This is a genomic window from Pseudarthrobacter sp. P1, assembly GCF_050156935.1.
In the GTDB taxonomy this organism is placed as follows: Bacteria; Actinomycetota; Actinomycetes; order Actinomycetales; family Micrococcaceae; genus Specibacter.
Window position 1 is genome coordinate 4193089 of sequence record NZ_CP189584.1, and the last position, 12966, is coordinate 4206054.

General features: G+C 67.8%; 8 protein-coding genes. 6 read left to right on the forward strand and 2 right to left on the reverse strand.

Going from position 1 to position 12966, the window contains the following annotated elements; genetic code table 11:
* Window positions 1-51: 51 nt before the first annotated feature.
* Window positions 52-1449, reverse strand: a complete 1398-nt coding sequence (locus ACQCSX_RS19555) for an 8-oxoguanine deaminase (protein ID WP_427016874.1) — start codon at window positions 1447-1449, stop codon at window positions 52-54.
* A 391-nt stretch (window positions 1450-1840) separates the two neighbouring features.
* On the opposite strand from ACQCSX_RS19555, the gene ACQCSX_RS19560 reads away from it, so the two are divergent.
* The 5 genes from ACQCSX_RS19560 (at window position 1841) to ACQCSX_RS19580 (ending at window position 8839) form a co-directional block, all read left to right on the forward strand.
* A complete protein-coding gene (locus ACQCSX_RS19560; protein WP_427016875.1) occupies window positions 1841-2326 on the forward strand; it encodes a nucleoside deaminase in 486 nt (161 codons plus the stop codon).
* A 14-nt stretch (window positions 2327-2340) separates the two neighbouring features.
* The gene (locus ACQCSX_RS19565) at window positions 2341-3840 is read left to right on the forward strand and encodes an NCS2 family permease (RefSeq protein WP_427016876.1); all 1500 of its coding nucleotides are present in this window, start codon (window positions 2341-2343) and stop codon (window positions 3838-3840) included.
* Window positions 3841-3911: 71 nt separating this feature from the next.
* Window positions 3912-5156, forward strand: a complete 1245-nt coding sequence (locus tag ACQCSX_RS19570) for an XdhC family protein (RefSeq protein WP_427016877.1) — start codon at window positions 3912-3914, stop codon at window positions 5154-5156.
* Between the two features lie 9 nt (window positions 5157-5165).
* On the forward strand, window positions 5166-6071 hold the full coding sequence (locus ACQCSX_RS19575) for an FAD binding domain-containing protein (protein ID WP_427016878.1): 906 nt from the start codon (window positions 5166-5168) through the stop codon (window positions 6069-6071).
* The gene (locus ACQCSX_RS19580) at window positions 6068-8839 is read left to right on the forward strand and encodes a molybdopterin-dependent oxidoreductase (protein ID WP_427016879.1); all 2772 of its coding nucleotides are present in this window, start codon (window positions 6068-6070) and stop codon (window positions 8837-8839) included. Before ACQCSX_RS19575 ends, ACQCSX_RS19580 begins: the two co-directional genes overlap by 4 nt.
* Window positions 8840-9185: 346 nt before the next feature.
* On the opposite strand, the gene aceE is transcribed toward ACQCSX_RS19580, so the two are convergent.
* Complete coding sequence (gene aceE, locus ACQCSX_RS19585; protein WP_427016880.1) at window positions 9186-11927, reverse strand: pyruvate dehydrogenase (acetyl-transferring), homodimeric type; 2742 nt, start codon at window positions 11925-11927, stop codon at window positions 9186-9188.
* Window positions 11928-12174: 247 nt separating this feature from the next.
* On the opposite strand from aceE, the gene ACQCSX_RS19590 reads away from it, so the two are divergent.
* The gene (locus tag ACQCSX_RS19590; RefSeq protein WP_427016881.1) at window positions 12175-12933 is read left to right on the forward strand and encodes an SDR family oxidoreductase; all 759 of its coding nucleotides are present in this window, start codon (window positions 12175-12177) and stop codon (window positions 12931-12933) included.
* The last annotated feature ends 33 nt before the right edge of the window (window positions 12934-12966 follow it).

Sequence of the window (12966 nt, forward strand, 5' to 3'; positions counted from 1 at the left end):
GAGGCCAGCCGTCAGGCCCCACGCCACCGGCGTGGAGCCCGACGGCGCCGCTCAGCCGGCGACCAGCCGCCGGGCGGCCTGGCTGTGCTTGGAAATGAGACCGGCCAGGTCCAGCCCCTCAATGGCACCGTCCTTCACCCGCCACACGCCGCCCACCATCACCCGGTCGGCCTTGTCTGCACCGCACAGCAGCAAGGCGGCAATCGGGTCGTGGCTGCCGGAAAAGCGCAGCTCGTCCAACCGGAACATGGCCAGGTCAGCCTGCTTGCCCGGGGCCAATTCGCCCAGGTCGCTGCGGCCCAGCACCCGGGCCGAGCCCTTGGTGGCCCAGCCCAGGGCACGCTCGCACGTCACGGCGGCCGCGCCGTAGCGCAGGCGCTGCAGGTACAACGCCTGCCGCGCCTCCAGGATCATGTTTGAGGCGTCGTTGGACGCCGAGCCATCAACTCCCAGCCCCACCGGCACGCCGGCGGCTTCCAGTTCCAGCACGCGGGCGGTGCCGGAGGCCAGCCGCATGTTCGACGTCGGGCAATGCGCAACGGCGGTGCCGGCGGCCCCCAGCCGGGCGATCTCGGCATCATTGAAGTGGATGCCGTGGCCCAGCCAGGTCCGTTCCGTGAGCCAGCCAACGCTGTCCAGATAGTCCACGGTGCGCAGCCCGAACCTCTCCAGGCAGAAGTCTTCCTCGTCCAAGGTTTCGGCCAGGTGGGTGTGGAGCCGCACGTCATGCTTCTCCGCCATTTCGGCGCTGGCCACCATGGCCTCGCGCGTGACGGAGAACGGCGAGCAGGGCGCCAGCGCAATCTGGATGGTGGCTCCCTCACCGCGCTCGTGGTAGCGGCCGATCAGCCGTTCGCTGTCTTCGAGGATTGCCTCGGTGCTCTGTACGGTCGACTGCGGGGGCAGGCCGCCGTCGTTCTGGCCCAGGGACATGGATCCGCGGGTGAGCGTCGCCCGCATGCCCAGGCGGCGCACCACCTCGACCTGGATGTCGATGGCGTCCTCCAGCCCCTGGGGAAAGAGGTAGTGGTGGTCGGCCGCTGTGGTGCAGCCGGAGAGCAGCAACTCGGCCAGTGCTGCGGTGGTGGCCAGCTCGAGGTCCCGTGGCGTCAGCCGGGCCCAGACCGGATACAGGTTTTGCAGCCAGGGGAACAACTCGGCGTTGGCGACCGGGGACCACGCTCGGGTCAAGGTTTGGTAGAAGTGGTGGTGGGTGTTGACCAGCCCCGGGGTCAGGACATGGTTGCCGGCGTCAAAGGTCTCATCCCAGGGCGCCAGGGGTTGCTTGCCGGCACCGACAACCTCGGCGATCCGCCCGCCGCTGACCACGAGTCCGCCCGAGGCGTCCAGGCCGTTGGCGGTGAATGCGGCCAATGGATTCTTGATCCAGAGCCGGTGCCCAGCGGGAGTGGGCTGCCGGGTTGTGGGCGAGGGGGCTGTGTTGGACATACGGAATCCTTTGCTGAGGGGATGGGGGTGTTCCCAAAGGTCCGGTTCCCACAAAAAGAGCCGGCACCCTCGGGTGCCAGCTCAGTTTCTCCCTGTCTGCTGATCCAGGTCCGGCCGATTGCATTGGCCACTCGTCAACTTAGGGCAGATGTCGGCGCCCGTCAAGGCCGTCTCGGATTTCACCATCCGAAATTAAATTTCCACGCCCCATTGCCCCCTCTGCGCAGAAATGTTAGTCTCATCACATGCCAAGGCGGGCACCCCAATGGCGGGGAGTTATCTACCAGGCGCAACTTAACCTTTCAAGTCTAAGTGGCAATCGGTCGATCAAGTGCCCGGGTTCCTCGGGTCTCTCATGTGGCTGGTTGCCCCCCGAAGCAAGGAATCCGCCATGAATCCCACCTTCCACGGCCAGGCGCATCTGGCCCGGGCCATCGATTTGGCCACGGCAAACGTCCTCAACAACGGCGGGCCCTTTGGCGCCGTCGTCGTCACGGCGGACGGACAGGTCTTTGACGGCGTCAACCGCGTCACGGCCAGCAACGATCCCACCGCCCATGCCGAGGTCACGGCCATCCGCACCGCCTGTGCCCAGTTGGGCACCTTTGACCTGAGCGGCGCCACGCTGTACACCAGCTGCGAACCGTGCCCGATGTGCCTCGCCTCCGCACTGTGGGCCCGCGTCGGGGACGTCTATTTTGCGGCCGACCGCTATGACGCTGCCCGCTCGGGCTTCGATGATGCCGTCTTCTACGACTACTACGACACCCCGGTCGAGCAGCGCCCGATGCCCGTGGCGAAGCTGCCGTTGGCCGCCGCAGATGTGCTGGAGCCGTTCACCACCTGGAATTCCCTCGACACCCGGATCGATTACTAGGGGCGGTGGACGGAATGACTCTCCTGGCAAAATCTAGCGAGATTTCCGCACCGGTGCCCTCCACGGCACCATCACCGCCGGTCAAGTACCCGCGGCTCGACGCGTTCTTCCAGATCACGAAGCGCGGCTCCACTGTGGCCCGTGAATTCCGGGGCGGCCTCGTCACCTTCTTCACGATGGCGTACATCGTCATCCTCAATCCGCTGATCCTGGGCGGATTCAGCCCGGACACCGCCCCGACGGATGTTGCCGGCGGCTGGTTGTCGGCTCCCCAGGTTGGTGCCGTCACCGCGCTGACCGCCGGGCTGATGACCATCATCTTCGGCCTCATTGCCAACCTGCCCTTCGGCCTGGCCGCCGGGCTGGGCATCAACTCCTTCCTGGCCGTGTCCATCATCCACGAGGTCACGTGGCCGGAGGCCATGGGGCTGGTGGTCATCAATGGAATCCTGATCGTGCTCTTCGGGATCACCGGTGCGCGCACCGCCATCTTCCGTGCGGTGCCGCGCGAGCTCAAGGCCGCCATCACGGTGGGCATCGGATTGTTCATTGCCTTCATCGGCTTTGTCGACTCCGGCTTCATCCGCCCCACGCTGGGCGGGCCGCCGGTGCAGCTGGGCACCGATGGCTCCATCACCACCATTCCCACGCTCATCTTCGTGGTGGGGCTGTTGCTGATGGGAATCCTGGTGGCCCGCAAGATCCAGGGCGGTCTGCTCATCGGCATTGTGGCCACCACGGCCTTGGCCGCCTTCGTTGAGGCCGCTCTGCACCTGGGCGTGGCCGGCAAGGACAATCCTGCCGGCTGGCATTTGAACACTCCGGTGCTCTCCGGCCAGCTGGTGTCCATGCCGGACCTGTCCCTGGTGGGCCATTTCGACCTCCTTGGGTCGTTCGGGCGGATCGGCGTGCTGTCCGCCACGATGCTCGTCTTCACCCTGGTGTTCACCAACTTCTTTGACGCCATGGGGACCATGACCGGCCTGGCCAAGAGCGCCGGGATCGCCCACAAGGACGGAACCTTTCCGCGCCTGAAGGCTGCCTTCATCGTCGAAGGCTTCGGGGCAGTGGTGGGCGGCGCCACCTCGGGATCTTCCAACACCGTCTACGTCGATTCCGCCGCCGGCATCGGCGAGGGAGCCCGGACCGGACTGGCCTCAGTGGTCACCGGTGTGCTGTTCCTCGGTGCCATGTTCCTCACCCCGCTGACGTCGGTGGTGCCGCTGGAGGTGGCAGCTGCCGCCCTGGTGGTGGTGGGAGCCATGATGATGGCGCAGATCCGCGAGATCAACTTCACCAAGTTCTCCGTGGCCCTGCCCTCGTTCCTGTGCATCGTGACCATGCCACTGTCGTACTCGATCGCCAACGGCATCGGCGTCGGCTTCATCAGCTGGACACTTGTCAGGGCCGCATCCGGGAAGGCACGCAAGATCCATCCGCTGATGTGGGTCGTGGCGGCAGGCTTCGTGTTCTACTTTGCCCGCGGTCCGATCAGCGCATTGCTTGGCCACTAAGAAAGCTTGGACCGTCCTCCGGAGCCCTGCGGGATTCCCGCGGGGCGCCGGTGGACGGTAAGGAGGAACAAATGCACAATCTCTTGGAATCACTACCGGCCTGGCGGGCCACAGCGGAAGCTGCCGGCTCGTGCGCCGTGGCCACCATCGTGGCCACCGAGGGCTCAACACCGCGGCCCGTGGGTACATCCATGCTGGTCTCGGCCAACGGCGACGTGCTGGGATCGCTCTCCGGCGGCTGCGTGGAGGGCGCCGTCGTCGAGGCGGCCCTGGATTCGCTGGCCGATGGCCGCACGCGGCGCGAATACTTTGGCTACAGCGCCGAGGACGCCTTTGCCGTGGGCCTGACCTGCGGCGGAGGCCTTGACGTCCATATCCAGCCCTATGGGCACGATGCCATGGCTCGCTTGTTCCAGGCGGCCGGGCGTGCCGCGGAGCTGGCCGCCGCCGGGAACGGTGTCGCATTGGTGCGCCGGTTGTCCGACGGCGGTGCGCGCCCGGGTGCCGCCGCCGGCCTGCTGGCCGTTCCCAACCCCCTGGCCGTGAAGACCGGTGATCTCGCCGGCGGGCTGGCGGGTCTTCTGGGTTCCGGCCCGGGGACCGGGGCCGGAACCGGAACCGGAACCGGAACCGGAACCGGTCGGGACATGGGCCAGCGTGCCGCGGTGCATGTCCAGGCCATGGTCCGTGCCGGGCTGACCGGAGTGGTGACGGTGGCGCCCGAGACCCCGGAGCACGATGGTGCGTCGCCGGCGCTTCTGGTGGAAAGCCTGCTTCCGGCGCCGCGGCTGCTGGTCTTCGGTGCGAACGACTTCGGCGCGGAACTGCTGCCGGGCGCCCAGCTGCTGGGCTACCACGTCACGATCTGCGACGCCCGGCCGGTCTTTGCCGGACAGACTCGCTTCCTGGGCGCGGAGGAAGTGGCTGTCGAGTGGCCGGACCGGTACCTGCAGCGCGAGGCGCTGGCCGGACGGATCGACGGACGCACGGTGGTGTGCATTCTCAGCCACGACCCGAAGTTCGACGTCCCGTTGCTGGCAACCGCGCTGGACCTCGACCTCGCCTATGTGGGCGCCATGGGCTCCCGCCGCAGCCACCAGCACCGCGTCGAGGCACTGCTGGCGGCTGGTATGGATCCAGGGTCCCTGGAGCGGCTGCATTCACCCATCGGCTTGGACCTGGGGGCCGTTTCGCCGGCGGAGGTGGCCGTGTCCATCCTGGCCGAGATCGTGGCCGCCCGGCGCCTGCCGGCGCACCGGAAATCCCTGCGGAACGGCGTCGGCGCCATCCACCCAGCCGCGCTGGCACTGGCCTAGGAGGCACCCATGGACATGAACACCATTGAGGCGGTGGTGGCCACCGCCGATCCCAACGAGTGGCACGAGGGCGATGCCTGGCTGGCCGGCGGGACGGTGCTGTTTTCCTATGGCAGCGTGGTGCTGCGCCGCCTGCTGGACATCAGTTCCGCCGGCTGGCCCGCCATCACCACCACTGCCGGCGGTATTGAGCTGGCCGCCACGGCGACCATTGCCGAACTCTACGACCTGCCGGCCAGGGAGGGCGTGCTGGAAGAGTGGCCCGCGCTGGAGTTGGTGCGCACCTGCTGCGACTCCTTCGTGGCATCCTTCAAGATCTGGAACATGTCAACGGTGGGCGGCAACATCTGCACCGCCCTGCCCGCCGGCCCGATGATCTCCCTGTGTGCCGCCCTGGACGGTACCGCCACCATTCTGTCCCCGGGAGGGGGAGTGCGGGAGCTGCCCGTGGCGGACCTAGTGGTGGGCGATGGATGCACCGCCCTGTTGCCCGGGGAATTGCTGCGGAGCATTGCCTTGCCGGCGGCCTCCCTCAGGGCACGGACCGCCTTCCGCCGGCTCTCCCTGAGCAACCTGGGCCGGTCCGGGGTGCTGCTGATCGGGCGGCTGGACGCCGACGGCGCCCTGGTGCTGACCGTGACGGCGTCGACCAAGCGGCCGGTTCAGCTGCGCTTTGGCGGGCAAAGTTTTGACGGACAGGGCACCCTCGGGGGACGGCCGGACCGGTCGGCCCTGGCCGGGGCACTGGACGCCGCCATCCCCGAGGGGCTCTACCACGACGACATCCACGGACTTCCGCGGTGGCGCCGCGACATGACCTACCGGCTGGCCGAGGAAATACGTGCCGAGCTGCTCGGCGAACTATCCGATGAACCACTGGGCGGAGCACCGTCCCGGGGAGGCAAGAAACCATGACCATGGAAATCAACGGTGCCCGGCACACGGCCGAGCCACGCCCGGGCCAATGCCTGCGCACCTTCCTGCGGGAGCAGGGCATGTTTGGCGTCAAGAAAGGGTGCGACGGCGGCGACTGCGGTGCCTGCACCGTACATGTTGACGGGGCGCCGGTGCACAGCTGCATCTATCCCGCCGTGCGCGCCGAGGGCCGGACGGTAACCACGGTGGAGGGTTTGGCCGACGGCGAGGCACTGCATCCGATGCAGGAGCAGTTCCTGGCGGCCCAGGGCTTCCAATGTGGATTCTGCACCGCCGGCATGCTGATGACGGCCGTGACCTTCGACGACGCCCAGAAGGAGAACCTGCCGCGGAACCTGAAGGGGAACCTGTGCCGCTGCACGGGCTACCGGGCAATCTCGGACGCCGTCTGCGGTGTTTCCACCGAATCCGCTCCGCAGAGCCGCCAAGTGGGCGACAACGTTGGCGCACCTGCCGGCCGCGCCGTGGTCACCGGCACCGCCCGCTATACGCTGGACGTCCCCGCGGACGAGCTCCCCGGCCTGCTGCACATGAAGCTGCTGCGTTCCCCGCACCCGCACGCCAGGATCGCCGCCATCGACATCTCCGACGCGCTGCGCCTGCCGGGGGTCCGCGCGGTCTATACCTACGAGGATTCCCCGCAGCAGCACTTTTCCACCGCCCAGCACGAGCTGTACACCGATGACCCGGACGACACCCTGGTGCTCGACCGGGTGGTGCGGCACATCGGCCAGCGGGTTGCCGCCGTCGTCGCCGATTCGGTCCACGAGGCCGAGGCCGGCGTCCGCGCGGTGCGGGTGGACTATGAGCTGCTGCCCGCCGTGATCGATCCGCTGGAGGCGCTGCGCCCCGGGGCACCCGCTGTGCACGGGGACAAGGACGCCGTGGTGTCGCGGATTGCCAGCCCCGGCACGAACGTGGTGGCCGAGCTCCACTCCGAACTCGGTGACGTGGCCGCGGGATTCCTGGCCGCCGACGTGGTCCATGAGGGCACCTACCGAACCCAGCGGGTGCAGCATGTCGCGCTGGAAACCCATGCCTGCATCGCCTCGTTCGACGACGGCGGCAGGCTGGTGGTGCGCTCGTCCACCCAGACGCCGTTCCTGACCCGCCGCGCACTGTGCCGCGTCTTTGGGCTCCGCGCCGAGGACGTTCGGGTTGTCGCCGCCCGGGTGGGCGGCGGATTTGGCGGCAAGCAGGAGATGCTGACCGAGGACATTGTGGCGCTGGCGGCGCTGGCACTGCGCCGGCCGGTGCAGCTGGAATACACCCGCACCGAGCAGTTCACCGGTTCCACCACCCGCCACCCGTTTACGATCCGGCTCAAGGCCGGTGCCCGGCGCGACGGCACGTTGACCGCGTTGGCGGTGGACGTGGTGGTCAACACCGGGGCCTACGGCAACCATGCGCCCGGGGTGATGTTCCACGGCTGCAGCGAATCGCTGGCCGTCTACCTGTGTGCGAACAAGAAGATTGATGCCCGGGCCGTCTACACCAACACCATCCCGTCCGGAGCCTTCCGGGGCTATGGGCTGAGCCAAATGATCTTTGCCGTTGAATCCGCCATCGACGAACTCGCTGCGCAGCTGGGCATGGATCCGATGGAATTCCGCCGCCGCAACATGGTCAGGCGGGGCGACCCCATGCTGTCCGCCCACCCGGAACCCGAAGAGGACGTGCTCTACGGCAGCTACGGGCTGGACCAATGCGTGGACCTGGTGGCCGATGCGCTTGAACGCGGCAAGGAACGCTACCGACTGGCCGGGACAGGGGAATTTGGCCTGGCAGAGCTTGGCCCCGACTGGGCCTTCGGCACCGGCACGGCGCTGTCGATGATCGACACCGTGCCCCCGCGGGGGCACTTTGCCCACACCAGGATTTCGCTGTTGCCGGACGGCCGCTTCACTGCCAGCGTGGGCACAGCGGAATTTGGCAATGGCACGACGACGGTGCACGCCCAGTTGGCGGCCACAGCCCTGAACAGCAGCACGGACCTGGTCCAGATCAGGCAATCCGACACGGACCTGACGGACCACGACACGGGGGCCTTTGGCTCCGCCGGCACGGTGGTGGCCGGCAAGGCTACGCTGCTTGCCGCCGAGGACCTGGCCGGGCGGATTCTTGACTTTTCCGCCCGGCACAGCGGTGCCGCCAGGGCCGACTGTGCCCTCCAACCCGGGGCCGTGCTCTGCGCCGGGACACCGGTGGCCCTGGCGGAGCTGTTTGCCAGCGCGCGGGACCACGGCGTCGAGCTGGCTGCCGAAGGACGGTGGGACGGAACCCCGCGGTCCGTGGCGTTCAATGTGCACGGCTTCCATGTGGCCGTCAACACCGGGACGGGGGAGCTGCGCATCCTGCAAAGCGTGCAGGCCGCCGACGCCGGAGTGGTGGTCAACCCCCGGCAATGCCGCGGGCAGATCGAGGGTGGCATTGCCCAGGCCTTGGGCGCGGCCCTCTACGAGGAGGTCCGGGTGGGGCCGGGCGGGAAAGTGGAAACGGACATCCTGCGCCAGTACCACATCCCCACTTTTGCCGACGTGCCCCGCAGCGAGGTCTATTTTGCCGCCACCAGCGACGCGCTGGGCCCGCTGGGTGCCAAATCGATGAGTGAAAGTCCCTTCAACCCGGTGGCCCCGGCGCTGGCGAACGCCATCCGCAACGCCACGGGGGTGCGCTACACGGAGCTCCCGCTGGCCCGCGACAAGATCTACCTGGGCCTGCAGGACGCAAGGAATGCCGCCGGCTGACGGCGCTTCCCACCCCCGCCGGTTTCGTTGGTCGGGAGCAGCCGAGGCCTCCCGCGCGCAGCCCACCCGCTGGTCGAGCTTGCCGAGACCCCGCCGCCGGTGGTTTCGGGCTCAACCACCGGTGGTCGTGCGCAGCCGGGACCTCCCGCGCCCGGCGGTGGGGGCCGGGGACACGCCCGTCGCACCGGGTTTCGGCTCCCGTTCGCCAGCCCTAGCCTCGCTTCGCTCGGCCAGGGAACCCTGCTGCCTCTCGTAGCTCCGTTCAACCCCCGGGGGAACCCGGTTAAACGCAAGGACGGCGGCGGAACCGTGGTTCCGCCGCCGTCCTTGCTGCACCATAGGGCTGCTAGCTGTCGCCGCCGGCGGAGCCGGTGGTGCCGGCGTTCACGTCGTGCAGGCGGTACTTCTCGATCGCCGCCGCGGGTGCGCCCGCGTCGACCTCGCCGCGGCGGGCGAGCATTTCCAGGGCCCGGACCACGATGGAGTGCGTGTCGATCTTGAAAAACCGGCGTGCGGCCTGGCGGGTGTCGGAGAACCCGAACCCGTCAGCGCCCAGGGTCGCGAACTCGTTGGGCACGAACTGGCGGACCTGGTCCGGGACGGCCTTCATGTAGTCGGTCACCGCGACCACGGGCCCGGTCGCGCCGGCGAGCTTTGCGGTGATGTACGGGACCCGTGCCGGGGCGCCCGGGTTCAGGAACGCGTCCTCCTCGGCGGCCAGGCCGTCGCGGCGCAGTTCCGTCCAGGACGTCACCGACCACACGTCCGCGGACACGCCCCAGTCGGCGGCCAGGATCCGCTGGGCCTCCAGCGCCCACGGCACCGACACGCCCGAGGCGAGCAGCTGGGTGCGCGGCCCGTCGACCGTGGCCGGGGCGAGCAGGTAGATGCCGCGGGTGATGCCCTCGACGTCGATCTCGGCCGGCGCGGCCGGCTGGGTGATGGGCTCGTTGTACACGGTGAGGTAGTACATCACGTTCGGGTCCGTGGAGTCGGGCCCGTACATGCGCTCCAGGCCGGCCTTCATGATGACCCCGATCTCGTACCCGTACGCCGGGTCGTAGGAGACCACGGCCGGGTTCGTCGCGGCCAGGATCGGGGAGTGCCCGTCCGCGTGCTGGAGCCCCTCCCCGGTCAGGGTGGTCCGGCCGGCGGTCGCGCCGATGATGAACCCGCGGGTCATCTGGTCCGCGGCGGCCCAGAACGAGTCCCCGGTGCGCTGGAAGCCGAACATCGAGTAGAACACGTAGATCGGGATCAGCGGCTGCCCGTGCGTGGCGTAGGCGGTGCCCGCGGCGGTGAACGCGGCCACCGAGCCGGCCTCGTTGATGCCGGCGTGCACGATCTGCCCCGAGATGGATTCCTTGTAGGCCAGGACCAGGTCCCGGTCCACGGAGAGGTAGTTCTGCCCGTTCGGGTTGTAGATCTTCGCGGTCGGGAAGAACGCGTCGATGCCGAAGGTGCGCGCCTCGTCCGGGATGATCGGCACGATCCGGTTGCCGAAGTCCTTGTCGCGCATCAGGTCCTTGAGCAGGCGCACGAACGCCATGGTCGTGGCGGCCTGCTGCTTGCCCGAGCCGCGGTTGGCCATCTCGTAGGACTTCTCCGCCGGCAGCGTGACCGGGGCGTGGGTGGAGCGGCGTTCGGGCACGAACCCGCCCAGCGCCGCCCGGCGCTCCATCAGGTACTTGATCTCCGGGGCGTCCATGCCGGGGTGGTAGTACGGGGGCCGGTACGGGTCCTTTTCCAGGACCTCGTCGGAGATCGGCAGGCGCAGCAGGTCGCGGAAGTCCTTCAAATCCTGCAAGGTGAGCTTCTTCATCTGGTGCGTGGCGTTGCGGGCCTCGAAGTGGGTGCCCAGGCCGTAGCCCTTGACCGTGTGGGCCAGGATCACGGTGGGCTTGCCCTTGAACTCGGTCGCGGCCTTGTAGGCGGCGTAGACCTTGTTGTAGTCGTGCCCGCCGCGCTTCAAATTCCAGATCTGGTCATCGGACAAATCCGCGACGAGGTCCTTGGTCGCCGGGGTCTGGCCGAAGAAGTGCTCGCGGACGAACCCGCCGGACTCGGCCTTGTAGGTCTGGTAGTCCCCGTCGACGGTGGTGTTCATGACCTTCACCAGCGACCCGTCCTCGTCCTTGGCGAGCAGCGCGTCCCATTCGCGGCCCCAGAGGACCTTGATGACGTTCCAGCCGGCGCCGCGGAAGAAGGCCTCCAGTTCCTGGACGATCTTGCCGTTGCCGCGCACCGGCCCGTCCAGGCGCTGGAGGTTGCAGTTGATCACGAAGTTCAGGTTGTCGAGCTTGTCGTTCGCGGCGAGCTGGAGCAGGCCGCGGGATTCGGGCTCGTCCATTTCCCCGTCGCCCAAAAACGCCCAGACCTGCTGGTCGGAGGTGTCCTTGATGCCGCGGTGGTGCAGGTACCGGTTGGACTGGGCCTGGTAGATCGCGTTCATCGGGCCGATGCCCATCGACACGGTCGGGAATTCCCAGAACGTGGGCATCAGGCGCGGGTGCGGGTAGGAGGAGAGCGCGTGGCCGGCCTTCGACTTTTCCTGCCGGAACCCGTCCAGGTCCTCCTCGGACAGGCGGCCCTCCATGAACGCGCGGGCGTACATGCCCGGGGACGCGTGGCCCTGGAAGAAGACCTGGTCCCCGCCGCCGGGGTGGTCCTTGCCGCGGAAGAAGTGGTTGAAGCCGACCTCGTACAGGGTCGCGGCCCCGGCGTAGGTGGAGATGTGGCCGCCGACCCCGATGCCGGGAGCCTGGGCGCGGTGGACCATGACCGCGGCGTTCCAGCGCAGCCAGGTCCGGTACTTGCGTTCGATTTCCTCGTTGCCGGGGAACTGGGGTTCCTGGTCGGCCGGGATCGTGTTGACGTAGTCCGTGGTGGTGACCATCGGAACGCCCACCGACTGGGCCCCGGCGCGCTGGAGCAGCGAGCGCATGATGAATTGGGCACGCTCGGTGCCGCGTTCCTGGATCAACGCATCCAGGGACTGCTGCCACTCGTCCGTTTCGACGGGGTCAGTGTCGGGGGCATAGCTGGTGAGTTGGGTGAGGATTTGTGTTGAGTCTCCAGAGAGGTACACATCCGGCCTTTCATGCTTGTGGGGTCTTTAGATTTGTCGTCAAGGTCCCCATGGATGGTTCACGACCGGACCAAGGTGGGTCGCGTTCCGGGCCATGTCCTTAGGATGAGGTCCATGGACCGGTGTCCCTCGGCTGTCACGCCAGTGGGACGGCTATGATTTCATTATATGGAAGAAAACTTTCATTTAGCAGATGTTACGTCAAATAAGGCGCTGCGCGAAAGTCGCAACTGAGGAGTTGAGCGGTATGGCATTGGATGGTGGGGCTCGAAGGGCCATTGTGACCGGAGCCGGATCAGGCATCGGACGGGCCGTGGCCCGTGCACTGTTGGATGATGGATACCAGGTGGCCCTGGCCGGGCGGCGCCCGGATGCGCTGGCGGCCACGGCGGGGGAGCACCCGAACGCCGTGTGCATCCCGACCGACGTCGCCGTTGAAGCGGCGGTGGAGAACCTCTTCAACGAGGTGTCGCAGCGGTTTGGCCGGTTGGACGTCCTGTTCAACAACGCCGGCGTCTTTGGGCCGATGGCCTCCCTCGATGAAGTGAGCCTGGCGGAGTGGGAGGGCACCCTGGCGGTCAACCTCACCGGAGCCATGCTGTGCGCCCGCGCGGCATTCCGCCAGATGCGGGCCCAAACACCCCAGGGCGGGCTTATCATCAACAACGGATCCATCTCGGCCCATTCACCGCGCCCGCTTTCGGTGGCCTATACCGTGAGCAAGCACGCCATTTCCGGCCTGACCAAGAGCCTTGACCTGGATGGCCGTGCCTATGGCATCAGGTGCGGACAGATCGACATAGGCAATACGGCCACCGAAATCATGAGTGAACTTGGGGTCAGGACGGGCGCCCTGCAGGCGGACGGCCGGCGGATGGTTGAACCGACGTTTCCCGTGGCGGAGGCTGCCAAGGTGGTGTTGATGATGGCCTCCCTGCCGCCGTCGGCCACCATTGGCAGCATCCAGATCCTGGCTTCGGGCATGCCCTTCGTCGGCCGGGGATAGCGCCCAGGTTCCGGGGGCAAAACGGCAAAAAAC

Bases quoted from the DNA above. Each gene is read 5' to 3' on its own strand.
- ACQCSX_RS19570 (WP_427016877.1), top strand. From the start codon at position 3,912: ATGCACAATCTCTTGGAATCACTACCGGCCTGGCGGGCCACAGCGGAA.
- ACQCSX_RS19565 (WP_427016876.1), top strand. From the start codon at position 2,341: ATGACTCTCCTGGCAAAATCTAGCGAGATTTCCGCACCGGTGCCCTCC.
- ACQCSX_RS19580 (WP_427016879.1), top strand. From the start codon at position 6,068: ATGACCATGGAAATCAACGGTGCCCGGCACACGGCCGAGCCACGCCCG.
- ACQCSX_RS19560 (WP_427016875.1), top strand. From the start codon at position 1,841: ATGAATCCCACCTTCCACGGCCAGGCGCATCTGGCCCGGGCCATCGAT.
- ACQCSX_RS19575 (WP_427016878.1), top strand. From the start codon at position 5,166: ATGGACATGAACACCATTGAGGCGGTGGTGGCCACCGCCGATCCCAAC.
- ACQCSX_RS19555 (WP_427016874.1), bottom strand. From the start codon at position 1,449: ATGTCCAACACAGCCCCCTCGCCCACAACCCGGCAGCCCACTCCCGCT.
- ACQCSX_RS19590 (WP_427016881.1), top strand. From the start codon at position 12,175: ATGGCATTGGATGGTGGGGCTCGAAGGGCCATTGTGACCGGAGCCGGA.